The organism is Neisseria sp. HMSC070F02 (assembly GCF_001814225.1).
GTDB lineage: Bacteria > Pseudomonadota > Gammaproteobacteria > Burkholderiales > Neisseriaceae > Neisseria > Neisseria meningitidis.
The window spans coordinates 1-21906 of sequence record NZ_KV815421.1; the positions used below are offsets into that span (position 1 = coordinate 1).

Here is a 21906-nt window from a genome sequence, read left to right on the forward strand (position 1 = left end):
CCTTGTCCTGATTTTTGTTAATCCACTATAATTTTCAGACGGCCTTTTGCCTTTTCAAATTCAAACCAATCAAACGGTTTTATTGCTTCATCGCGTTGGTCAAGGCTTTGATGTTGTGGCGGTACATTCCGATGTAGGTGTCTGCGGGCGCGTTGCCGAGTGCGTCGGAATACAGTTTGCCGCTGACGTTGACACCGGTTTCTTTGGCGATACGGTCAACCATACGGGTGTCCTTGATGTTTTCGGTAAAGACGGCTTTGATGCCTTCGCGTTTGATTTGTCGGATGATGGCGGCGACTTGTTTGGCTGAGGGCTCGGCTTCGCTGCTCACGCCTTGCGGGGCGATGAATTCGATATGGTAACGTTTGCCCATGTAGGAAAAGGCATCGTGCCCGGTCAGGACTTTGCGTTTGGCGGCAGGGACGGCGTTAAATGCGGCTTGTGCGTCGCTGTGCAGTTTTTTAAGCTGCATTTGGTAGTTGCCCAAGCGTTGTTGATAATAAACTTTGCCTTCGGGGTCGGCCTTTATCAGGGCTTCGGCGACGTTTTGGGCATAGGCGGACATAAGGACGGGGTCGTTCCAGACGTGCGGGTCAAATTCGCCGTGGTCATGGTGGTGTCCTTCGTGGTCATGGTCGTGGTCATGATGGTGTCCGCCTTCTTCTTCGGCTTTGAGGGGTTGGATGCCTTTGGTCGCTTCGGCATAGGATACTTTGCTCTGTTTGACGGCACGTTGTACATCGGCAGCTTCAAGTCCTAAGCCGTTGAGCAGGACGAGTTTTGCACTGCGGATTTTTTTAATGTCGCTACTGGTCATGTGATAGGCATGAGTATCTTGGTTGGCTCCGACCAAACTTTGTATGGATACGCGCTCTCCGCCGATTTGCTTGGCAACGTCGCCTAAAATGCTGAAGCTGGTTACGACGGGCAGGGGGGCGGCAGTTGCGGCGGTGGTTAGCAATGCGGCAATAAGGGTGAGTTTGAGGTGTTTCATAACTGTTCTCCTGTGATATAACGTAACATCTGTTATGGTAAAACAAGCTGCCTGTTTGTTCAAGCGGCTTGCGGGGTCAGGTGGTGTGGTGGCGGTGGTTTTTGAGCCATTTGGTCAGAATGCCGCCTTCTTTGCCGAGTATGACGGAAAAGAGATAAAGGACGCTGCAACAGAGGATGATGGCGGGGCCGGAAGGGATTTCGATGTGGTAGGAAATGAGCAGCCCGCTCAAGCCGCACAGCAGGGCTGTCAGAACGGATAGGAGGATGAGTGCGCCCATGTGCTTCGCCCACAGGCGGGCGGTAATGGCTGGCAGCATCATGAGTCCGACGGACATGAGTGTGCCGAGGGCTTGAAAGCCGGATACGAGGTTCATGACGACCAGGACGAGAAAGAGGACGTGCCAAAGCCCGCCTTTGCCGCCGACAGATTTGAGAAACAGGGGGTCGATGCTTTCGAGTACGAGCGGGCGGTAGATGACGGCAAGGGTAAGCAGTGTGAGGGTGGATACGGCGGCGATGAGCTGCAGGGCAGGAATATCGACGGCAAGTACAGAGCCGAAAAGCAGATGCAGCAGATCGACACTGCTGCCGTTTTTGCTGACGAGGACTACGCCTATGGCGAGGCTGCTGAGATAAAAGGCGGCAAAGTTGGCATCTTCTTTCAGGGTGGTGAAGCGGCTAACAAGTCCGGCAAGCAGTGCCATCAGCATGCCTGCGGCTACGCCGCCCAAACCCATGGCGGGCAGGCTCAAGCCGGCAAACATGTAGCCGACGGCGGCACCGGGCAGGACAGCGTGGCTCAATGCGTCGCCTATCAGGCTCATACGGCGCATGACGAGGAATACGCCGACGGGTGCGGCACTGAGGGACAGGCAGAAGACGGATACGATGGCGTAGCGCATAAAGTCAAATTCTGCAAAGGGGGCAAGGAGCAGGTCGTAGAGGTTCATGGTTTTTCGGTTTCAGACGGCATTTATGACGCGCACCACTCGGGGCTTTCCTGTTGCTGCATTTTGGCGTTGGCTTGGGCGAGGTAGGGTTCTGTCAGAATGGTCTCGGTTGCGCCTGCCGCAATTTTTTCTCGGGCGAGCAGCAGGGTATTGGGAAAGTAGGCACGGACTTGTTCGTAATCGTGCAAAACGGCAATGATAGCGTGTCCGCCGCAATGGCATTTCTGCAATACGTCGAGAAGTTCGTAGGTTGTCCGTGCATCAACAGCGTTGAAAGGTTCGTCTAGAAGTAGGAATTTGGCGTTTTGAACCAGCATTCGGGCAAAAAGGACGCGTTGGAATTGTCCGTTTGAGAGGTGGGCGATTTGGCGGCGGGCAAACTGCCGCATTCCTACACGCTCCAAGGCTTCGTGAACGCGTTGTTTTTGAGCGGTATTTATCCCTTTGAAAAAGCCGATTTCATACCACAGCCCCATTGCCGCCAAGTCGAAAACGGTCATGGGCTGCGAGCGGTCGATGTCGGACTGCTGGGGAAGGTAGGCAATGTTCTGACGGGTCAATCCGTCCAGCCGGATGCTGCCAGTGTCGATGGGCTGCAATCCCATCAAGGATTTAAGAAAGGTAGATTTCCCTGCGCCGTTGGGACCGAAAACCGCCCACATACTATGTTCTTCAAAAGTAATGTCCACATGGTGCACGGCGGGGCGGCGGCGGTAGCTGACGGTCAGGTTTTCGACAATGATGCTCATGCGGATACTGCCCAAAAGTAAACGCCCCATAAAAGGGATACGGCAATCAGGGCAAGGACGAGGCGGAAGGTCAATCCTGATAGTAAAAGGGAAGGTGTCATGATGATTTGCGGTTTTGAAAGGGAAAGCGGTAAAGCGGTTATTATTATATGGCTGATATGATACTGTATAACGTTTGGTCTGTAAATTTTGTTCGGTTCGGACGGGGATTCGGGATGTGCCGGAAGGGGTGTGCTTCTTGGTGCTGTTCCGTTGCGGATGTTGCGGCAATAAGAAATGCCGTCAGAAGGTTCAGACGGCATTGGGGAAAACGGGTTTGAATCAACCTTTGCGTGCAGGCAGTTTTTCTTTGATGCGTGCAGCTTTGCCGGTCAGACCGCGCAGGTAGTACAGTTTGGCACGGCGTACGTCGCCACGGCGTTTGACTTCGATTTTTTCGACGGTCGGAGAGTACAGTTGGAAAGTACGTTCAACACCTTCGCCGCTGGAAATTTTACGGACGATGAAGTTGCTGTTCAGACCACGGTTGCGGCGTGCAATGACAACGCCTTCGTAGGCTTGCAGACGGCTGCGGGTACCTTCCACGACGCGTACGGATACGACTACGGTGTCGCCCGGTGCGAATTCGGGGATTTCTTTGTTCAGGCGGGCAATTTCTTCTTGCTCGAGCTGTTGAATCAGGTTCATTGTTTTTTTCCTAAATTATGATTGGATTTCCCGTTGCTCTTGTAGGATTTTATTCAAGATGCGGGATTCCTTTGGGATTAAACTGCGCTTTTCCAAAAGATCGGGTCTGCGCTCCAAGGTGCGGCGCAGCGATTGTTCCAACCGCCATTCCGCTATCAAGCCATGATTGCCGGAACGTAATACTTCCGGAACAGCCATGCCTTGAAATTCTAAGGGTTTGGTGTAGTGGGGGCAGTCCAAAATGCCGCTTGAGAACGAATCTTGTTCGGCAGACTGCATATCGCCCAATACGCCGGGTACGAGCCTCAATACCGCATCCATCAGCATCATGGCGGGAAGCTCTCCGCCGGAAACAACGAAGTCTCCGATGCTGATTTCTTCATCGACGCTGCTTTGCAGAAGCCTTTCGTCTATGCCCTCATACCGTCCGCACAGCAGAATCAGATGCGGAAGTTCTGCCAGTTCTACCGCTTTTTGGTGTGTCAGCGGTTTCCCTTGGGGGCTGAGGTAGATGACTTTTGCAGCTTGGGAGGATTGTGCTTTGGCGTGTTCTATTGCCGCATGAAGCGGCGGAGCCATCATAATCATTCCCGGGCCGCCGCCGAACGGGCGGTCGTCGATGTAGCCCAATCTGTTGTCGGCAAACTTTCGGGGATTGACTGCTTCAAACTGCCAGATTCCCTGTCTGTTCGCGCGTCCCGTTACGCCGTAGCGGGTAATGCTGTCGAACATTTCGGGGAAAATGGTAACTGCCTGGATAAGCATCAGTAGTCCAAACCCCAGTCGGCAGTAATAATCTTGCTGCCGGTATCGACGGTTTCGATATATTGGGAAACGAACGGAATCAGAATCTGCCCGTGTTCTCCGTCAATCATCAATACGTCGTTTGCGCCGGTTTCCATCAGGTTGCTTACCTTGCCTAAAACGGTATGGTCTTTGTTGACGACGGTCATGCCGACCAAGTCTGTCCAGTAGTATTCGTCTTCTTCTGTCGGGGCGAATGCTTCACGGGGTATTTCGATGGTGTAACCGCGCAATGAGAATGCCAAGTCGCGGTCGTTTATGCCTTCGAATTTGACTTGGAGTTCGCTGTTGACGACTTTTCCGGCTTCAAGGGTAACGCTGACGGTTTTGCCGTCCTTGACCAAATGCCACTCGGGGTAGTCCAAAAGGCTGTCGGAATATTCGGTGTTGGCGGCAATTTTCAACCAGCCTTTTATGCCGAATACGCCTTTGATGTAGCCCATGGCTACCCGGTTTTGAGTGTCTGTCATGGCGGCAAATGTGAATTAGGCGGCTTTTTGTTCTTTAATCAGTTTTGCAACGGAGTCGCTGACTTGCGCGCCTTGTGCAATCCAGTGGTTCAGGCGGTCTGCATTGAGGCGGACGCGCTCTTGTTTTTCGTTGGCTACGGGGTTGTAGAAGCCTACGCGTTCGATGAAGCGGCCGTCGCGGCGGCTGCGTGAGTCAGTAACGATGACGTTGTAGAAGGGGCGGTGTTTCGAGCCGCCGCGTGCCAAACGGATAACTACCATTTTGAGTCCTTTTGAGAAAATCGGATATATGGAAACTGCCGATTTTAGGTTATTTTGTGGTCGGTGCGCAAGTTTTTATTTGTTTTTTCTGTTGTTTTGTCTGCCGCAAGGTTCAGATATGCGCGGTACAGGTTTTTTTCGGTGTCCGATTCCTTGAGGGTAAATCCTGATTTTTCAGCAAGTTTGATCATGGGGGTATTGGTTTTGAGAATGTCGGCACTCATAGTCCGGTAGCCTTGCTGTGCGGCGGTTTGGATGATGAGTTCCATCATTTTCTGTGCCAGTCCGCTGCCGCGCATATGTTCCGCCAGTGTGATGCCAAATTCGCATTCGTTGCGGTTCAGGCGGCTGTGGCGGACGACGGCGACGATGTTGCTGTCGGCATCCTTTGCCGTCCATGCGGCTTCACAGTGGTAATCGGGGTTGCACAGGCGTGCCAACGTGGCTGCGGGCAGTTCGTTGGTGTGGGTCATGAAGCGTGTGTACCGTGCTTCGGGACCGAGGCTGCGGACGAACTGCTGTTTGGCTTCTGCGTCTTCGGGCAAAATGGGGGTAATGGTAACGGTCGTGTTGTTTCTTAGGGACAGTGTTTTGAGGTGTGCTGCGGGATAGGGGGCAAGTACGTTGGGTACGGCTGCTCCGGTTTCGGTTTTGCTGCCGAGCAGTTCTGCGGCGGCTTCGCTTGTGTGGCGGAGAAATTCGGCGGCTGTCGGGTTTTTGTGTTTCAGGTATGCGGCGGCACTCTGCATTTTTGCGGCGGCATGTTCGAGGGTTTGGGCGGCTTTGCCTGTGTTCTTGCGTTTGGGCGTGTCGTGTGTTTCGGGTGTCTTTAAGATGAAATCGCTGCTGTATTGTCCGCCGTTTAGGTTGAGGGTGATGCCGAGAATGTGTTGGCGGTATTCGGGAATGATGGTCAGTGTGTGCAGGAACTGGTCGAGGGTTTGTGTGCCGTCGAGTTCGGCAAAGCGGGCAAGGTGGCGGCTGTCGAGCGTGGTAAACGGCGGGAGTACGGCAGTGGTTTGTCCGTTGCAACGTGCGGTCAGGATGTCGCCATAGAGGGAGTGGCTGCCGAATTGGAATTGGACGGCGTTATGGGTGGTGTGCCGGTAGGGGGGGAGGTGCAGGGCTTCGGCGATTAGGGCGGGGTCGGCGGCTTCGAGGGCTTTTTTGATGTTTTGGGGTTGCGGTGTTTTCAGACGGCACGGTTGCGGCGGTGCAATGTCGAGCTGTGCCTGTTTCAGGGCGGCGGCGGTGTTGCGGTAGGAAAGGGTGCGGATTGCCTGAGTGGGGGTGTCGAAATGTGTTATGCCGTCTGAAAAGGGGCTGCTGACGAGCAGGGGTTTGGCGGTCTGTTCGGACAGGCGGATAAGGGCGCGTGCTGTTTTTTTGTAATCCTCGTGTCCGGAGGGGCTGAGGATGGTCAGGACGGCTTGGGTGTCGGGGCGGGCAAGCTGACGTGAGGCGATGTCGTGGCAGATTGAGGGTGTGGGTGTGCCGGTCAGGTGTCCGTTGCGGATGTGGTGGGGAAGGTTGGGAAAGTGGAGGGCGAGGGTTTTTGGCGCGTGCGCGTTCAGCCATTCGGCAGGCGTGTCGGACAGGATGTCGAGTCGGGACAGGGGTGGAAGGTCGGACAGTTGGGCGCGCAGTGCGGCTTCGAGGTCGTCGGCGTTGAAACTGATGAGGAAGTTGCAGTGTCGGGCGAGGCAGTGCAGTACGGCACGGTCGGTTTCTGTCGTGCGGCAGGTGATGTGGAGAATCAGCGGCGTATGGCGGGTAAATTGGCGGATTGCGCTGAACAGTTTGCGCTGATCCTCTTCAGGGTTGTGGTGTAGGACGGCGGTTTTGGTGTGCAGGCTGTGTCCGAAGCGGTTGAGCCAATCGGCGGATGTGATGGGGCTGATGCCGGGATGCAGGCTGATGTGGCGGGATGTGCCTTGACGGAGTTTGTTCAGGATGTTGTCGATTTGGCGGCTGACGGCGGCATTGCCGGTCAGTATGGCGGTATGGCCTGCGGCGTATCCGTCTTGGGTACTGATGTTAAGTCCGAGTGAGGGCAGTTGGATGCCTGCGGTGGTGCAGGCGGTGATGTTGAGTCCGTTGCCGTGGTGTTTGCGGATGGCAGTTTCGGCGGTGTGCAGTTCTGCGGCAGACAGGCTGTCCCAGTCCTGTATGAGGATGATGTGTCGGAGCTGCTTTTTGCGGCAGGTTTTGAAGAGGGTGTCGTAACTGTCGGGTAGGGTAACGGCAATAATCAGGTCTGCATTGCCGGGGATTTTGTTGAGGCTGGTGTAGGCGGGAAGCCCGGCTATGGTGTGGTGGCGCGGGTTTACGGGGGTGATTTTTCCTTGAAAGGGCGTACTCAGCAGGTTGCTGAGTACGCGTTCGCCCAGGCTGTACGGACGTTCGCTCGCGCCTATCAGGATAATGTGGTTGGGCATGAAGAAGTAGCCGGGATCGGTTTGTGCCGACATGATATATTCCTTTGCGGACGGTATGTGCGTGATTTTTGGAGATGCACCCGCTGTGTGTTTGTTTTGGGGTAACTGTTTGTGCAATGCCGTCTGAAGCCGGTTCAGACGGCATTATGGTCAGTTCGCACTTTTTTCTGTTTTGGAACCGGTTTTTTTCTTGGGTAGGATGAAGCGCATCCGCAGCCCGTTCGGTTTGATGTTTTCGGCGATGATTTTGCCGCAGTGCTGTTCAATAATATGTTGGGTCAATGCAAGCCCCAGTCCTGTTCCGGGTTTGTTGGCACTGGAGTCTGCACGGTAGAAAGCGGTGAAGATGTGCGGGAGCTGCATTTCGTCCACGCCGGGGCCGTTGTCGGTAACGTCGATTATCCAGTGTTTGTGGTCTTGTCCGATGTTGATCAGGATGGTGCTGCCTTCGGGACTGTAGTTGACGGCGTTGCGGATGACGTTGTCGAAGGCGCGGTACAGGTAGCTTTCGTTGGCAAGGATGGTTGTGTTTTCGGGGATTTTTCCGTCGGCAGACAGGGTAACCGTTTGTCCGTTTTTCTGGGCAATGCTTTGATTGTCTTCTACCAGGTTGCCCAGGAAGGGCAGGAGTTTCAGGCTTTCTTTTTCCAAAGCCATATTGGAAGTTTCGAGACGGGACAGGGTTAACAGTTCCCCGGCCAGCGTATCCATGCGGGTCAGTTCGCCTTCCAGCCGTTTGAGATATTGCTCCTGTTTTTGGGGCTGCGCCTGAATCAGTCCGACAATTGCCTGCATGCGCGCAAGGGGAGAACGCATTTCATGGGAGACGTGATGGAGCAGGTGGCGTTCTTTGGCAACGAGTTTTTCGAGTTTTTCCACCATTTTGTCGAATTGGATGGCAAGATGGGACAATTCGTCGTCGCGGTCGTCGACCTGTTGGGAGATACGGGTTTCAAGTTCTCCGTTTGCCACCCTGTCCATGCCGTTGCCTAAGATTCTGATGGGTTTGGCAATGTTGCCGGCGAGGATGTACGCCATCAGCAGTCCGACGACGATGATGAAGGACAATATGATGAGTTCGTGCCAAATCGGGGCGAGCGGCAGGCCGGGGATCAACAGGGGGCTGGGCAGGCGGCGGGCTTGGAGTTTGTCCCAGTCTTTGGTGAAGAACAGGTATTCTTCGCCGAAGCGGTCGTATTCGATATGGACGAGGTTGGAATGCGGGTGTCCGGCGGCGAAAAGCCGGGCGCGTTCGATGGTGTAGCTGTCGATATACCGGTTCAGGATATCTTTTTTCTCGTCGCCCTGTATAACGTACACGCCCGATGAGACGGGGCTGTCTTTCCATTCCGTCAGGATTTCGCGCGCGCCCGCGTCCCCGCGTGCCCGGAATGCGGAAATGATGCTGCCCATCAAAGTGGTTTCGATGGTGCGGCGTTGGTTGAACTGGTTTTCGGCAAGGGTGTTCTGCACCAGCCAGAAAGAAAAACTCGCCACAAAGATTGCACAGACGATAACCGCGCAAAATGTGGCGAAGATGCGTTGGAACAGTTTCATTTATCTGTTTATTTCAGTTTTTGACAAACAGGTAGCCCAAGCCGCGTACGGTTTGAATCAGAGAGGCATCGCCCAACTTGTGGCGGATGCTGGAGATGTGTACGTCGATACTGCGGTCGAATTTTGCCAGCTTGCGGTCGAGTGCTTCGACGGACAGGGTTTCTTTGCTGACTACCTGTCCGGCATGGCGCATCAGGACTTCGAGCAGGTTGAATTCGGTGCTGGTCAGTTCGAGCGGCATGTCTTTGACGGATGCCTGGCGTTTGGCGGGATACAGGACGACATCGCTGACGGAGATGCTGTTGGGTGCGTTGTTCTGTTCGCCGCTGTGTTGTGCGCGGCGCAGGATGGCATTGATGCGTGCCAAGAGTTCGCGTGGTGTGCAGGGTTTGGGGACATAGTCGTCCGCGCCCATTTCCAAGCCGATGATTCGGTCGATGTCGTCGCCTTTGGCGGTCAGCATGATGATGGGGACGGTGCTTCGGGCGCGTACGTTTTTCAAGACATCCAAGCCGTTCATTTTGGGCATCATGGAATCCAATACGACTACATCGTACTGCCCGCTCAGGATTTCCTGTACGCCTGCTTCCCCGTCGGGAACGCTGCGGACGTTCAGACCTTCGGCGCTCAGGTATTCGGTCAGCAGTTCGGTTAGCAGGGCATCGTCATCTACGAGTAATACGCGGCTCATGGTGTTTCCTTTTCGTAAGGGTATGCCCCGACCCTGTTTCGGGCGGGGCGTGAAAAGATTGTTTGACGGTTTATCTTAACACGGCTGCAATGTTTTTTGATAGCGTATTTCCCTACCGGTTTGCTGTTTTTTGCAATGTCTTGCATGGAGCTTTACATTTCGGGCGGTATCCGCATCCGCCGGCGCGGGTCATTTGCAGGGTTTTGCTTCCGGATGACCGGGCGCGGCGGCGAAGGCTTTGCAGTCTTTGAGCAGTTCGGGTAGCAGCGGTGCCCATACGGGCAGTTTGCGGATTTCGTCGGCGTATCGGGGCATCAGGTAGGGGTAATAGGACTGTGTCGCCCGCATCCATTGTTTTGCTTCTGCAACTTTGCCTTGCCGCATCAGGTAGAGGGCGATGCGGTAGGTGGCGGAGTGGGGGCGGTATTTTAGTGATTTGAGGGTTGCTTCTTCCGCCCAAGTCTGGGTTTCGGGGTATTCCGGCAGGGCGAAGTTTACGAGGGAGAAGTCGGCATAAAAGGACAGCATCGGACTGTTTGCGGAAATATAGCGCAACTCGTTGATTTTCCGGTTGAGGGTTTTGGCACTGTCGTCAGTGGCGGGGGAAAAGGCGTTAACCAGCCGGGTGTATGTCCAGTCCAAGTGCAGCAATCCTGCGAATATGGCGGCGGAGGCGGTCAGTATGCCGAGATTGGCGGCTTTTTTGAAGGCGATGCCGTCTGAAGCCTCTGCGGGGGACAGGAAGAGCATCAGTCCGAAAGGGATGAGGAAATAGACATACCACAAAGGATATTCGAGCATACTGTGGCACATACTGACGGCAAGCGTGCAGATTAGGAAAAGCGATGCGGGGGTCAGGGGGCGTTTAAGCAGCCCGGCAATGCCCGTCAGCAGGGTTGCGGCAACCAGAAGCGTGCCGCTGATTCCCATCTCTGCAAGGAGTTGGAGGACGATGTTGTGGGAATGGGTGAACAAGTTGCTGAGGAGGTTGTCGTATATGTTGTGCTGTTCGGCATTGATGAGGAAGGTTTGTTGGGCAAAACTGTTCCAGCCGTGCCCGAATATCGGGGCGGACTGGAAGGCGGCAAGGGCTTTATTCCATTCGATTTGGCGCGGCAAGTCTGTGAAACCGCCGTTGGCAACGCGTTCGACGGCAGTTTCGTAGCGGATGCCGGTAAAGGTTTCCAGAATGGTGTTCATGGAAAATTGGAACAGCGCGGTAAGGAATACGGCTGCGGCTATGCCGAGCATCGTCCGCCTGTTGGATTTGTCCGAACGGAAATACCAGAAGGGAAGGATGAGGGCGATGGCGGCTATGTAGGTCAAGATGGTGCGCGAATTGACCAAACCTAAAACGGCGGTCTGCATAATCAGGCAGATTGCGCCCAAGGCGGGCGGGATTTTTCGTTGTCCGTTGAGGTAGGCGGCGGCGAGTATGCCCCACATCAGGTAGTGTCCGAGGTTGTTGCGCTGCCCGATGTGTCCGATTACGCCTTGCCCGCTGTAAACGATGAGGTTTTGAAGCAGGGGGGTGTCTTCCCAGCCGGCAAACTGGATGACGACGATGCAGGATTGAAGCAGGGAGCCGATAAGCAGCGACCAGGCAAACAGGGTCACGATGCGTTCTTGTCCGAAGTGTGCGACCAAGCTCCGGCAGGCCCACGCGCTGACGGCGAGCAAGATGAAAATCCAAGAGACGATGTCGTTCATACCGGGGTAAATCAGGTTCATCAGGCGTGCCTGAAGATACCAAAACGCCGCCATTGCAAACAGAAGGAAGCTGATAGGTGGGATTTTGACATCAAACAGCTTTTTTCCTGCCGTGAGGAACAACAGGACAATCAGGCCGGCTGCGGCGGCGGCATCGTGGTAAAAGTCGGGCGACGGTTTCAGTTTGAGCGCGAAGGTAAAGGGGACGATGCCTATCCAAAGGAAGCAGGGCAGGATGTAAATCGGCAGTTTGGCGGCGGGGTGCGCGCCGGATACGGTCGTTTCAGCGGGCATTGTTTGTTTCCTTGTATTGTTTGACGAACGACAGGCAGGATATGAAGAAGATGATGCTGAATACTGCGGAAAGCGCGGCGCAAATCTGTTCTGCGGGATAGGCGTCGAACAGGCGCATGACGGCTTCGGCAAAGTAAATCAGAACCAGCATGGAGCTGTATTGGTAGGTGTAGATTTTTTTCTTCAGGATGCCTGAAAGCGGCAGACAGAGGGGGAGGGCTTTGAGCGCGAGCCACGAGCCGCCCGGGCGCAACGGTGCAATCCACAGTTCCCAGGAAAGGGACAGGATTATCAGTGCGATCAGGCTGAAAGAGGTAAGGAGGTAAGCGGTTTGTCTGTTCACGGCGGTCTTTACGGTTTAAGGGCGGACAAGGGGGAGCGGTATCCCAAATCCTGCAACATCGAAACGGTTTCATAAACGGGCAGTCCCATAATGCCGCTGAAGCTGCCTTCGATAGATTGGATAAAGATGCCGCCTATGCCTTGTACGGCGTAGGCGCCGGCTTTGTCCATCGGTTCGCCGCTTTGCACATAGGCGGAAATTTCTTCCGAACTCAGGGGCTTGAAAACGACGCGGTTGGTTTGGACGCGGCTTGACGTTTTGCCGCGATAATGAATGCAGACAGCAGTCAGGACGGTATGTTGTTTGCCGGACAATCGGTTTAAAAATTCGATTGCTTCAGCTTGGGAGCGGGGTTTGCCCAATATGATGCCGTCTGAAACGACGCAGGTATCCGCTGTAATCAAGGGAAAGTCAGGCATTGCGCCGTTGGTTTCGAGAAACAGGGCCAAAGCCGTCTGATTTTTTTCTGCCGCCATTCTTTGAACGTAACAGGCAGGTGTTTCATCGGCTTTAACGGATTCGTCGATACCGGCGGGCAGTTGGATGACGCGGTAGCCCAACTGTGTCAGGATTTCCATTCGGCGCGGGCTGTTTGAACCTAAATAGAGGGTATTCAAAGGTATTCCTTAATCTGTTGCGGTATGAGGCGGAGGTTCGGACGGCATAGTGTCAGGTTGTTGCAGGCGGCTGTATGTCGCCATCCTGTTCTGAACGTGGCGTGAAAAAGCGTCCGAACCAAATACCTGCTTCGTATAAGAGAATCAGCGGAATGGCAAGCAGGGTTTGTGAAATCACATCGGGCGGCGTGATGATGGCGGCAATGACAAACGCGCCGACAATCACATAGGGGCGGGCGCGTTTGAGCTGTCCGGTTGTTACCACGCTGATTTTGGTTAACAGGATAACGACGATGGGAACTTCAAACGTTGTGCCGAACGCAACAAACATGCCTAAGATAAAAGATAGGTATTTGTCGATGTCTGTCGCCATATTGACACCGACAGGGGTAACGCTGGCAAGGAATTTGAAAATGACGGGGAAAACCAGAAAGTAGGCAAATGCCATGCCGATGAAAAACAGGCTGACGCTTGAGAGGACAAGCGGGGTAATCAGGCGTTTTTCGTTTTGATAGAGTGCGGGGGCGACAAATGCCCAGATTTGGTAGAGCGTATGCGGCAGCGAAATTAAAAATGCCGCCATCAGGGTAACTTTGACCGGAACGAAAAACGGTGCGATGACATCTGTGGCAATCATGCTGGTGTCTTTGGGCAGGTTTGCCATCAGCGGGTCGGCGATAAAAGTATAGAGTTGTTGGGCAAACGGCATTAGGCCGAAAAAGCAGACTAAGATACCGACAACCGTCCACATCAGGCGGCGGCGCAGCTCGATGAGGTGTTCGACAAGCGGTTGGACGGGTTGTTCGTTTTGTGTTTCGGACACCGGATTGCCCTCTTTATGATTTACGGACGCGCAATTTAGGTTTGGCGCGGGATTTAGGACGCAAATCGCGTTTGCGGCTTATTGCCTGTTTACGCAGCGAAGTGGTGTGCGGAACAGGGGTTTCAACAGCGGTATCGATATAGCTGACTTCGACGGTCTGTACGACGGGTGCGGCGGCAGAAGCAGTCAGGTATTCCCGCCATGCGCGGTCTTGGTCGGTTTCCGCGGGTTCGGCTGTACTGCCGGTTTGCCCGCTGTCCCCAAGGGTTTCGGCGGAAGTATCGGAACGTTCGGACGGCATAACGTCGGAAATGCCGTCTGATAGGGTGTTTGCCGCATCGGGAAAGGGATTGCCGTTTTCATCGACACCGAAATCAGCAGGCGTGCGCTGTTCGGGCAGTTTTTCCCAAGGCTTCAGACCGTCGGAAATATCGTGCAGACTGTTCTGCATATCCGTACCGGTTTCTTTGAGGCTGTCTCGAACCTGAGCAGCGGCAGCTTCGAATTCCTGCTTTGCCTTCCTCAGTTCTTCCAGTTCGATTTGAGTGTCAAATTCCTGTTTGACGCTGCCGACAAAGCGTTGCAGCCTGCCGATGAGCCGTCCGGCGGTGCGGGCGGCCTCGGGCAGGCGTTCGGGGCCGAGGACAATCAGGGCGATAATGCCGACAAAAACCAGCTCGCCCAAACCGAAATCAAACATAAATTACGCTTTGTCTTCGTCTTTTTTGTGTTCGATTACATCGTCTTTTTGGGCTTCTTTGCCGTCTGTACCTTCGTTCAGCCCCTGTTTGAAGTCATGAACCGCACCGCCGAGGTCTTTGCCGACGTTGCGCAGTTTTTTGGTGCCGAATATCAAAACGACGATAATCAGTACGATAATCCAGTGCGTCAGAGAAAAACTGCCCATGATGTATCCTTAAGTAAGTATTAGGGGTTGATTGTGAAATAACGGTTTATACGGGTGTGCCCATGATGTGTATATGCAGGTGGAAGACCTCTTGTCCGCCGCCTTTTCCGGTGTTGATCAGGGTTTTGAAGCCGTCTGCCAGTCCTGCCGCTTTGGCGATTTCGGGAACTTTCAGCATCATTTTTCCCAAAAGGGGCTGATGTTCGGGCGCGGCGTGTGCCAACGAATCGAAATGGACTTTGGGAATCAGCAGCAGATGAACCGGAGCAGCGGGGTTGATGTCTTTGAAACAAACCATTTCGCCGTCTTCATAGACGGTTTGCGCCGGAATGTCTTTGGCGGCGATTTTGCAGAAAATACAGTTGTCCATAACGGCTCCGATGCCGTCTGAACAGCGGTCAGACGGATTGAATGTGGGAAAGTGCGGATTTTAATATAAATTCAAGATTCTGTGCGAGCGGCTTTTTCGGCCAAGCCCGACAAACCTTGGCGGCGCGCAAGTTCGTCCAATACGTCTTCCGCCTTCAGGTCGTGGTGTGTCAGAAGAATCATGGTGTGAAACCATAAGTCGGCAACTTCGTAAACCAGGTGGGACGGGTTTTTGTCTTTGGATGCCATCAACACTTCGCCCGCCTCTTCAATCACTTTTTTTAGGATTTTGTCTTCGCCCTTATGCAAGAGCTGTGCGACGTAAGATTCGGACGGATTGGCAGATTTTCGCTGGGTGATGGTTTGTTGGATGGCGGATAGTACGGAATCTCCCATGATTTTCCTTCTGTTTGTTTCTGTTTGTTCGGAATGATAGGCTAAACGGCTGCTCTCGGGCAATACGCCTGTTGCGCTTCGTTGGAAAATGCCGTCTGAGCGTTTCAGACGGCATTTGTGCTGTTGCAAATGTAATTTGCTTACAGGTTTGGACTCACAATAATTTTAACGGCGGATTCGTTGTTGTGGATCAGACGCTCGAAGCCTTCGGAAACCAGTTCGTCCAGCTTGATGCGCTGGGTGATGAAGGGTTCGAGGTTGATTTTGCCTTCTTCGACCAGTTTGATGGTTTCGGCGTGGTCGTTACAGTAGGCAATCGTGCCGCGCACATCCAGCTCTTTCATCACGACGCTGTGGACGTTGACGGTTGCAGGGTGGCTCCAGATGGATACGATAACCAAATTGGCGGCAGGTTTGCAGGCTTCGACCAAAGTATCCAACACTTTGTTCACGCTGGTACATTCGAATGCCACGTCCACGCCTTCGCCGTTGGTCAGTTTTTTCACCTCTTCGACAACATCGACTTCGGACGGGTCGAGGATGTAGTCGGCAACGCCGGATTCGCGCGCTTTGTCTTTGCGTGCTTTACTCAACTCGGTGATGATGACTTTGATGCCTTTGGCTTTCAACACGGCAGCCAACAGCAAACCGATCGGACCTGCGCCGCCGACCAATGCGACGTCGCCTGCTTTCGCGCCGCTGCGTACATAGGCGTGGTGTCCGACAGACAGCGGTTCGATCAAAGCGGCTTGATCCAACGGGATTTTGTCGGAAATCGGATGCACCCAACGACGTTTGACGGCGATTTTTTCGGACAGACCGCCACCGCAGCCGCCCAAGCCGATAAAGTTCATATCTTTGGAGAGGTGGTAGTTGCTGCCTTCTCCGGTCGGTACGTCATCGCGGATGATGTAGGGTTCGACCACGACGTGTTGGCCGACTTTGATGTCGTCCACGCCTTCGCCGACGGCATAGACCACGCCGGAGAACTCGTGTCCCATCGTTACGGGTGCGGACTCGCCGGAAATCGGGTGCGGATGACCGCAAGGCGGAATGAAAATCGGGCCTTCCATGAATTCGTGCAGGTCAGTACCGCAGATGCCGCACCAGGCGACATTGATGCCGACAGTGCCGGGGGCGACGGTCGGTTCGGGGATGTCTTCGATGCGGATGTCGCCTTTATCGTAAAAACGTGCTGCTTTCATTGTAACGCTCCTTGTTTTCAAGTAGGAATACCGTCTGAATCTGGCAGGCGGCGGTTGAAATGGGAATGGCGTGAAGAAGCCTGACCGTTTCCAGTTGAATCTGTTTAGATATTTTACTACAAGAGATGTGTTTAAGCACGCGGAAGGCTTTCTGTTTGCGTCAGGTCAAATAATGATGTCGTCTGAAAACCGAATCGGCTTCAGACGGCATTTATAGTGGATTAACAAAAACCAGTACGGCGTTGCCTCGCCTTAGCTCAAAGAGAACGATTCTCTAAGGTGCTGAAGCACCAAGTGAGTCGGTTCCGTACCATCTGTACTGTCTGCGGCTTCGTCGCCTTGTCCTGATTTAAATTTAATCCACTATATGTCGTAACGGTCGGATTGGGTAGGTTGGCGCACCTGTCCGGTTTTCGGTTTGGCAAACCGTTTTTTTGTTGGGTCCAGTGTTTTCTGATAGGCGGTTGCGGCATCGGATTTGCCCAGCCCTGCCAGCACGCGGATATGCTCGGCAGCAGATTGTGCCAGAGGTTCAAGGGTGTAGCCGCCTTCGAGTACGGATACGATTTTGCCGGGGCAGCCCGATGCCGTCTGAATGATTTTGTGTGTCAGCCAGGCAAAATCCGCCTCGTGCAGGTTGAGCCTGCCCGATTCGTCTAGACGGTGTGCGTCGAATCCTGCCGACAGCAGCACCAGTTCGGGTTTGAATGCGGCAAGCCGGGGCAGCCACTGTCTGCGGACGGCTTCGCGGAATGTGCGGCTGCCCGTTCCCGGCGGCAAGGGCAGGTGCACCATATTGCCGCCGTCGGGCATATCGTTGTTTTCGGGGAAAGGAAAAAGGTCGGTTTCAAACAGGTTGAAAAACAGGATGCGCGGATCGTCTTTGAATATTTCTGCCGTACCGTCGCCGTAGTGGACATCGAAATCGATGACGGCAATGCGTTTCAGGCGGTATTCGGCAATGGCATGCATGACGCCGGCGGCAACGTTGTTCAGCAGGCAGAATCCGCCGGCTTTGCCGCTGCCCGCATGGTGTCCGGGCGGGCGGGCGGCGCAAAAGGCATGCCATGCTTTACGGTTCATGACCATGTCGACTGCCTGAACTGCCGAACCTGCGGAAAAACGGGCGGCAGACAGGGAGTTTTTGCTGATAACGGTGTCGTCGTCCAAGCGGCAAATCTTGCCGTCTTCGGGCAGGCGGGACTCTAACCGGTTTAAATATTTGCTCGTATGGGTAAGCGCGAGGCGCGTATCGCTGATTTCTTCCGCCTCTATGGTTTGGAGGTGCTGCCAAATACCGGCGCGGCGCAATGCCTGCTCGATGCAGAGGATGCGGTCGGGCGAATCGGGATGGTTTGCGCCGGGTTCGTGCCCGGTGCAGGCGGGATGCGAAATCCATGCGGTGCGGGCGTTTTTGCCCAAAAAGAGGCGCAACAGCGCATAGAATTTCAAGATTAGGCGGGTCAAGGACATGGGTTTGTGGACGGGCAGGCTGCGGTATACGGTCGGTACGGACGGCAAACCCGATATATTGTTTACGGTCTTATGTTATTATATACCCCTCTCGATTTTCAACCATATTAGAAAGAACGGATAAATTATGAATCAAGCTGTTGCACAATTTGCTCCTTTAGTGTTGATTATGGTGGTGTTCTACTTCCTGATCATGCGTCCGCAGCAAAAGAAATTCAAAGCGCATCAGGCAATGCTTGCCGCCTTGAAAGTCGGCGACAAAGTGGTCTTGGCGGCAGGTTTCAAGGGTAAGGTAACCAGAGTCGGCGAACAGTTTTTTACCGTGGATATCGGACAGGGTACAAAAATCGAGGTCGAAGTGGAACGCAATGCGATTTCTGCAAAAGTCGATTGATTTGTGCCGACAAGCCGCATCGGAAAAGCCCGAATGCGGCACTTTGTTTTGAATTCCAACCGAAGGCTTGACCATGTTCCGACACGCAGGGCGGCATATTCAAGATGCCGCCTTCCGGTCTTGCCTGGCTGGGAAGGGTTTTTGCCTCTTCTGAAATAGCCCGATTCCGACACCACCGAAAGGGTGGGGTTCCAACCATTAAGGAACAATGATGAACCGTTATCCTTTATGGAAATATCTGCTGATTGTGTTCACAATTGCGGTTGCCGCAGTGTATTCGCTGCCCAACCTATTCGGCGAAACACCCGCCGTGCAGGTATCGACCAACCGACAAGCCATCATCATCAACGAACAGACTCAATTCAAAGTGGATGCCGCGCTGAAAAACGCAGGTATTCAGACCGACGGGATGTTTGTTGTGGACAATTCACTGAAAGTGCGTTTCAAAGACACAGAAACGCAGCTTAAAGCGCGCGACGTCATCGAAAACACTTTGGGCGAAGGGTATATTACCGCGCTCAACCTGTTGGCGGACAGCCCCGAATGGATGGCGAAAATCAAAGCCAATCCGATGTTTTTGGGTTTGGACTTGCGCGGCGGCGTGCATTTCACCATGCAGGTCGATATGAAAGCGGCGATGCAGAAAACGTTTGAACGTTATTCGGGCGACATCCGCCGCGAACTGCGCCGCGAAAAAATCCGCAGCGGCACGGTGCGTCAGGCTGGAAACAGCCTGACCGTCCCTTTGCAGGATGCAGGTGATGTGCAAAAGGCTCTGCCGCAGTTGCGCAAGCTGTTTCCTGAAGCAACGCTGAATTCAGACGGCAGCAATATCGTCTTGACGCTTTCGGAAGAGGCGGTCAATAAAGTGCGTTCCGATGCGGTCAAACAGAACATCACTACCCTGCACAACCGTGTGAACGAGTTGGGCGTGGCCGAACCCGTCATCCAGCAGTCCGGTGCCGACCGTATCGTCGTGCAGCTTCCGGGCGTTCAGGATACTGCCAAGGCAAAAGACATCATCGGCCGTACCGCGACTTTGGAATTGCGTATGGTGGAGGACGATCCTGCCAAGTTGCGCGAGGCATTGGAAGGCAACGTGCCGAGCGGTTATGAGCTGCTTTCAAGCGGCGGAGATCGTCCCGAAACTCTGCTAATCAGCAAACAGGTCGAGCTGACGGGCGACAACATCAACGATGCGCAACCGAGTTTCGACCAAATGGGCGCACCTGCCGTCAGTCTGAGCTTGGACAGCGCGGGTGGCAGCATTTTTGGCGAACTGACTGCCGCAAATGTCGGCAAACGCATGGCGATGGTTTTGATCGACCAAGGAAAATCCGAGGTTGTAACCGCGCCGGTTATCCGTACTGCCATTACCGGCGGACGCGTGGAAATTTCCGGAAGCATGACGACAGCCGAAGCCAATGATACGTCTTTGCTGTTGCGTGCCGGTTCTCTTGCCGCGCCGATGCAGATTGTCGAAGAACGTACCATCGGTCCGTCTTTGGGTAAGGAGAACATCGAAAAAGGCTTCCATTCGACTTTATGGGGTTTTGCCATCGTTGCTGCATTCATGGTGGTTTACTATCGTCTGATGGGTTTCTTTTCTACCATTGCATTGAGTGCCAACATACTGTTCCTAATCGGTATTTTGTCTGCCATGCAGGCAACGTTGACGTTACCGGGTATGGCCGCGCTGGCGTTGACTTTGGGTATGGCAATCGACTCCAACGTCTTGATTAACGAACGTATCCGCGAAGAATTGCGTGCCGGCGTGCCGCCGCAGCAGGCAATCAATCTCGGTTTCCAACACGCATGGGCGACCATTGTCGATTCCAACCTGACTTCGCTGATTGCCGGTATCGCGCTTTTGGTATTCGGTTCCGGCCCGGTACGCGGTTTTGCGGTCGTACACTGTTTGGGTATTCTGACTTCGATGTATTCCTCCGTCGTCGTATTCCGTGCGTTGGTCAATCTGTGGTACGGACGCAGACGCAAATTGCAGAATATTTCCATCGGTGCGGTATGGAAACCTGAAGCCGAAACTGCGGCAGGTAAGGAGTAAGCTATGGAACTCTTTAAAATCAAACGCGATATTCCGTTTATGAGCTACGGCAAACTGACGACCTTCATTTCGTTGGTTACGTTTATCGCTGCCGTGTTCTTTTTGGTTACCAGAGGTCTGAATTTCTCTGTCGAATTTACCGGCGGTACGGTAATGGAAGTCCAATATCAGCAGGGTGCGGATGTCAATAAGATGCGCGAACGCCTCGATACGCTGAAAATAGGTGATGTACAGGTTCAGGCATTGGGTACGAACAAACACATCATGATCCGCCTGCCGAACAAAGAAGGTGTTACTTCCGCACAGTTGTCCAATCAGGTTATGGATTTGCTGAAAAAAGACAGTCCCGACGTTACCTTGCGCCAAGTCGAATTTATCGGCCCGCAAGTCGGTGAGGAATTGGTAAGTAATGGATTGATGGCTTTAGGTTTTGTCGTTATCGGCATCATTATTTACCTGTCGATGCGTTTTGAATGGCGTTTTGCCGTATCTGCCATTATCGCCAATATGCACGACATCGTGATTATTCTCGGCTGCTTTGCCTTCTTCCAATGGGAATTTTCGCTGACCGTCTTGGCGGGTATCCTTGCCGTATTGGGCTATTCTGTGAACGAATCCGTCGTCGTCTTCGACCGTATCCGTGAAAACTTCCGCAAGCCGGCGATGCGCGGACATGCCGTGCCGGAAGTCATCGACAACGCGATTACCGCAACGATGAGCCGCACCATCATTACCCACGGTTCGACCGAGGCGATGGTCGTATCCATGCTGGTGTTCGGCGGTGCGGCCTTGCACGGCTTTTCTATGGCGTTGACCATTGGCATCGTGTTCGGCATTTATTCTTCCGTATTGGTTGCCAGCCCGCTTCTGCTAATGTTCGGTTTGAGCCGCGACAATATCGGTAAAGAACCGAAGAAGAAAGAAGAAATCGTGGTTTGAAGCGCATATGCCGTCTGAACATTGCCGTCTCAAGCAGACAATGCTTCAGACGGCATTTTTAACGGTTACTTCCACGGTCTTAAAATATTGTGCAGAAATGCGGGAATTGTGTCATAATGCCACGTTGTCCTATCTTGGGCATAGGGAGTTTGCCGTTGTCTTCAGGCTTGGCAAACTTGTCTGAATCCCTATGGGGATTCTTATATTTTTGGAGTTTTCATTATGGCACTGACCGTAGAACAAAAAGCACAAATCGTTAAAGATTTCCAACGCAAAGAAGGCGACACCGGCTCTTCCGAAGTACAAGTCGCTCTGTTGACTTTCCGCATCAACGACCTGACCCCCCACTTCAAAGCCAACCCCAAAGACCACCACAGCCGTCGCGGCCTGTTGAAAATGGTCAGCCAACGCCGCCGCCTGCTGGCCTACTTGCGCCGTACCCAGCCCGATACGTATCGCGCGTTGATTACCCGCTTGGGTCTGCGTAAATAATTACGCTTTCCGACACCGCCCAGAAAAATGGGCGGTGTTTTCTTTTCTGTTGCTTTCCGACAAGCTCAAATCCATATTTATAGTGGATTAAATTTAAATCAGGACAAGGCGACGAAGCCGCAGACAGTACAGATAGTACGGCAAGGCGAGGCAACGCTGTACTGGTTTAAATTTAATCCACTATATTGCCCGAAAACCGCATAAACTAATATAATATAAAGTTCTTTGGAATCTTGTTCCATTTCATGCTGCCCGTGCGCTTTACAAGAGTTTCAG

General features: G+C 53.5%; 25 protein-coding genes and 1 pseudogene. 5 read left to right on the top strand and 21 right to left on the bottom strand.

The window, feature by feature from the left end:
- Nucleotides 1-79: 79 nt before the first annotated feature.
- The 21 genes from HMPREF2959_RS05165 to HMPREF2959_RS05260 form a co-directional block, all read right to left on the bottom strand.
- A complete protein-coding gene (locus HMPREF2959_RS05165) occupies nt 80-994 on the bottom strand; it encodes a metal ABC transporter substrate-binding protein (protein ID WP_002237758.1) in 915 nt (304 codons plus the stop codon).
- A gap of 76 nt (nt 995-1070) precedes the next feature.
- The gene (locus HMPREF2959_RS05170) at nt 1071-1946 is read right to left on the bottom strand and encodes a metal ABC transporter permease (protein ID WP_070696476.1); all 876 of its coding nucleotides are present in this window, start codon (nt 1944-1946) and stop codon (nt 1071-1073) included.
- 23 nt (nt 1947-1969) lie between these two features.
- Nucleotides 1970-2695, bottom strand: coding sequence for a metal ABC transporter ATP-binding protein (locus HMPREF2959_RS05175; RefSeq protein WP_176608350.1), 726 nt, complete (start codon nt 2693-2695; stop codon nt 1970-1972).
- Nucleotides 2692-2997, bottom strand: a complete 306-nt coding sequence (locus tag HMPREF2959_RS12580) for a hypothetical protein (protein ID WP_079760790.1) — start codon at nt 2995-2997, stop codon at nt 2692-2694. Before HMPREF2959_RS12580 ends, HMPREF2959_RS05175 begins: the two co-directional genes overlap by 4 nt.
- 19 nt (nt 2998-3016) lie before the next feature.
- Nucleotides 3017-3382 (bottom strand): 50S ribosomal protein L19, encoded by a 366-nt coding sequence (rplS, locus tag HMPREF2959_RS05180; RefSeq protein WP_002217809.1) that lies wholly within the window; start codon nt 3380-3382, stop codon nt 3017-3019.
- Nucleotides 3383-3397: 15 nt separating this feature from the next.
- On the bottom strand, nt 3398-4147 hold the full coding sequence (gene trmD / locus HMPREF2959_RS05185; protein WP_002217807.1) for a tRNA (guanosine(37)-N1)-methyltransferase TrmD: 750 nt from the start codon (nt 4145-4147) through the stop codon (nt 3398-3400).
- On the bottom strand, nt 4147-4656 hold the full coding sequence (gene rimM / locus HMPREF2959_RS05190; protein WP_002217806.1) for a ribosome maturation factor RimM: 510 nt from the start codon (nt 4654-4656) through the stop codon (nt 4147-4149). Before rimM ends, trmD begins: the two co-directional genes overlap by 1 nt.
- A 15-nt stretch (nt 4657-4671) precedes the next feature.
- Entirely contained in the window at nt 4672-4917 is a 246-nt protein-coding gene (gene rpsP, locus HMPREF2959_RS05195; protein WP_002214315.1) for a 30S ribosomal protein S16, read from the bottom strand.
- A 44-nt stretch (nt 4918-4961) separates the two neighbouring features.
- Nucleotides 4962-7388 carry a bifunctional acetate--CoA ligase family protein/GNAT family N-acetyltransferase gene (locus tag HMPREF2959_RS05200; protein WP_002243618.1) on the bottom strand — a complete coding sequence of 809 codons (2427 nt, stop codon included), beginning with the start codon at nt 7386-7388 and terminating at the stop codon, nt 4962-4964.
- Between the two features lie 117 nt (nt 7389-7505).
- Entirely contained in the window at nt 7506-8912 is a 1407-nt protein-coding gene (gene misS / locus HMPREF2959_RS05205; RefSeq protein WP_002224624.1) for a two-component system sensor histidine kinase MisS, read from the bottom strand.
- A gap of 13 nt (nt 8913-8925) precedes the next feature.
- Nucleotides 8926-9603, bottom strand: coding sequence for a two-component system response regulator MisR (misR, locus tag HMPREF2959_RS05210; protein ID WP_002214312.1), 678 nt, complete (start codon nt 9601-9603; stop codon nt 8926-8928).
- Nucleotides 9604-9792: 189 nt separating this feature from the next.
- Nucleotides 9793-11607: a PglL family O-oligosaccharyltransferase gene (locus HMPREF2959_RS05215; protein ID WP_002243619.1), complete on the bottom strand. Its 1815-nt coding sequence runs from the start codon at nt 11605-11607 to the stop codon at nt 9793-9795.
- Entirely contained in the window at nt 11597-11950 is a 354-nt protein-coding gene (locus HMPREF2959_RS05220; protein WP_002214308.1) for a DUF2069 domain-containing protein, read from the bottom strand. The genes HMPREF2959_RS05215 and HMPREF2959_RS05220 overlap by 11 nt, the downstream gene beginning before the upstream one ends.
- Before the next feature lie 8 nt (nt 11951-11958).
- Nucleotides 11959-12567 (bottom strand): Maf family nucleotide pyrophosphatase, encoded by a 609-nt coding sequence (locus HMPREF2959_RS05225; RefSeq protein WP_002243620.1) that lies wholly within the window; start codon nt 12565-12567, stop codon nt 11959-11961.
- 52 nt (nt 12568-12619) lie between these two features.
- Complete coding sequence (gene tatC / locus HMPREF2959_RS05230; protein WP_002237763.1) at nt 12620-13390, bottom strand: twin-arginine translocase subunit TatC; 771 nt, start codon at nt 13388-13390, stop codon at nt 12620-12622.
- Between the two features lie 13 nt (nt 13391-13403).
- Nucleotides 13404-14090: a Sec-independent protein translocase protein TatB gene (gene tatB / locus HMPREF2959_RS05235; RefSeq protein WP_002243621.1), complete on the bottom strand. Its 687-nt coding sequence runs from the start codon at nt 14088-14090 to the stop codon at nt 13404-13406.
- A 3-nt stretch (nt 14091-14093) separates the two neighbouring features.
- On the bottom strand, nt 14094-14297 hold the full coding sequence (gene tatA / locus HMPREF2959_RS05240) for a Sec-independent protein translocase subunit TatA (protein WP_002214303.1): 204 nt from the start codon (nt 14295-14297) through the stop codon (nt 14094-14096).
- Between the two features lie 46 nt (nt 14298-14343).
- Nucleotides 14344-14667, bottom strand: a complete 324-nt coding sequence (locus HMPREF2959_RS05245; RefSeq protein ID WP_002214298.1) for a histidine triad nucleotide-binding protein — start codon at nt 14665-14667, stop codon at nt 14344-14346.
- Between the two features lie 71 nt (nt 14668-14738).
- Nucleotides 14739-15062, bottom strand: a complete 324-nt coding sequence (locus tag HMPREF2959_RS05250) for a phosphoribosyl-ATP diphosphatase (RefSeq protein WP_002217796.1) — start codon at nt 15060-15062, stop codon at nt 14739-14741.
- A gap of 140 nt (nt 15063-15202) precedes the next feature.
- Nucleotides 15203-16267, bottom strand: a complete 1065-nt coding sequence (locus HMPREF2959_RS05255) for a 2,3-butanediol dehydrogenase (protein ID WP_002214294.1) — start codon at nt 16265-16267, stop codon at nt 15203-15205.
- Between the two features lie 363 nt (nt 16268-16630).
- A complete protein-coding gene (locus HMPREF2959_RS05260; protein ID WP_002243622.1) occupies nt 16631-17740 on the bottom strand; it encodes a histone deacetylase family protein in 1110 nt (369 codons plus the stop codon).
- A gap of 127 nt (nt 17741-17867) precedes the next feature.
- Between HMPREF2959_RS05260 and yajC the strand changes: the two genes are divergently transcribed.
- From yajC to HMPREF2959_RS12855, 5 genes and pseudogenes are all read left to right on the top strand, one after another.
- On the top strand, nt 17868-18134 hold the full coding sequence (yajC, locus tag HMPREF2959_RS05265; protein WP_002226590.1) for a preprotein translocase subunit YajC: 267 nt from the start codon (nt 17868-17870) through the stop codon (nt 18132-18134).
- A 211-nt stretch (nt 18135-18345) separates the two neighbouring features.
- Nucleotides 18346-20199, top strand: a complete 1854-nt coding sequence (gene secD / locus HMPREF2959_RS05270) for a protein translocase subunit SecD (protein ID WP_002233645.1) — start codon at nt 18346-18348, stop codon at nt 20197-20199.
- 3 nt (nt 20200-20202) lie between these two features.
- Nucleotides 20203-21138, top strand: a complete 936-nt coding sequence (secF, locus tag HMPREF2959_RS05275) for a protein translocase subunit SecF (RefSeq protein ID WP_002219655.1) — start codon at nt 20203-20205, stop codon at nt 21136-21138.
- A 222-nt stretch (nt 21139-21360) separates the two neighbouring features.
- Nucleotides 21361-21630 carry a 30S ribosomal protein S15 gene (gene rpsO, locus HMPREF2959_RS05280; protein ID WP_002217790.1) on the top strand — a complete coding sequence of 90 codons (270 nt, stop codon included), beginning with the start codon at nt 21361-21363 and terminating at the stop codon, nt 21628-21630.
- Nucleotides 21631-21708: 78 nt separating this feature from the next.
- A pseudogene (locus HMPREF2959_RS12855) lies at nt 21709-21816 on the top strand (IS5/IS1182 family transposase); the annotation flags it as partial.
- Between the last annotated feature and the right edge of the window lie 90 nt (nt 21817-21906).

Bases quoted from the DNA above. Each gene is read 5' to 3' on its own strand.
- HMPREF2959_RS05255 (WP_002214294.1), bottom strand. From the start codon at position 16,267: ATGAAAGCAGCACGTTTTTACGATAAAGGCGACATCCGCATCGAAGAC.
- secD (WP_002233645.1), top strand. From the start codon at position 18,346: ATGAACCGTTATCCTTTATGGAAATATCTGCTGATTGTGTTCACAATT.
- HMPREF2959_RS05200 (WP_002243618.1), bottom strand. From the start codon at position 7,388: ATGTCGGCACAAACCGATCCCGGCTACTTCTTCATGCCCAACCACATT.
- HMPREF2959_RS05170 (WP_070696476.1), bottom strand. From the start codon at position 1,946: ATGAACCTCTACGACCTGCTCCTTGCCCCCTTTGCAGAATTTGACTTT.
- trmD (WP_002217807.1), bottom strand. From the start codon at position 4,147: ATGCTTATCCAGGCAGTTACCATTTTCCCCGAAATGTTCGACAGCATT.
- rpsP (WP_002214315.1), bottom strand. From the start codon at position 4,917: ATGGTAGTTATCCGTTTGGCACGCGGCGGCTCGAAACACCGCCCCTTC.
- rpsO (WP_002217790.1), top strand. From the start codon at position 21,361: ATGGCACTGACCGTAGAACAAAAAGCACAAATCGTTAAAGATTTCCAA.
- misS (WP_002224624.1), bottom strand. From the start codon at position 8,912: ATGAAACTGTTCCAACGCATCTTCGCCACATTTTGCGCGGTTATCGTC.
- tatA (WP_002214303.1), bottom strand. From the start codon at position 14,297: ATGGGCAGTTTTTCTCTGACGCACTGGATTATCGTACTGATTATCGTC.
- rplS (WP_002217809.1), bottom strand. From the start codon at position 3,382: ATGAACCTGATTCAACAGCTCGAGCAAGAAGAAATTGCCCGCCTGAAC.
- misR (WP_002214312.1), bottom strand. From the start codon at position 9,603: ATGAGCCGCGTATTACTCGTAGATGACGATGCCCTGCTAACCGAACTG.
- HMPREF2959_RS05250 (WP_002217796.1), bottom strand. From the start codon at position 15,062: ATGGGAGATTCCGTACTATCCGCCATCCAACAAACCATCACCCAGCGA.
- yajC (WP_002226590.1), top strand. From the start codon at position 17,868: ATGAATCAAGCTGTTGCACAATTTGCTCCTTTAGTGTTGATTATGGTG.
- HMPREF2959_RS05245 (WP_002214298.1), bottom strand. From the start codon at position 14,667: ATGGACAACTGTATTTTCTGCAAAATCGCCGCCAAAGACATTCCGGCG.
- HMPREF2959_RS05165 (WP_002237758.1), bottom strand. From the start codon at position 994: ATGAAACACCTCAAACTCACCCTTATTGCCGCATTGCTAACCACCGCC.
- tatB (WP_002243621.1), bottom strand. From the start codon at position 14,090: ATGTTTGATTTCGGTTTGGGCGAGCTGGTTTTTGTCGGCATTATCGCC.
- rimM (WP_002217806.1), bottom strand. From the start codon at position 4,656: ATGACAGACACTCAAAACCGGGTAGCCATGGGCTACATCAAAGGCGTA.
- secF (WP_002219655.1), top strand. From the start codon at position 20,203: ATGGAACTCTTTAAAATCAAACGCGATATTCCGTTTATGAGCTACGGC.
- HMPREF2959_RS05215 (WP_002243619.1), bottom strand. From the start codon at position 11,607: ATGCCCGCTGAAACGACCGTATCCGGCGCGCACCCCGCCGCCAAACTG.
- HMPREF2959_RS05260 (WP_002243622.1), bottom strand. From the start codon at position 17,740: ATGTCCTTGACCCGCCTAATCTTGAAATTCTATGCGCTGTTGCGCCTC.
- HMPREF2959_RS05175 (WP_176608350.1), bottom strand. From the start codon at position 2,695: ATGAGCATCATTGTCGAAAACCTGACCGTCAGCTACCGCCGCCGCCCC.
- HMPREF2959_RS12580 (WP_079760790.1), bottom strand. From the start codon at position 2,997: ATGCCGTCTGAACCTTCTGACGGCATTTCTTATTGCCGCAACATCCGC.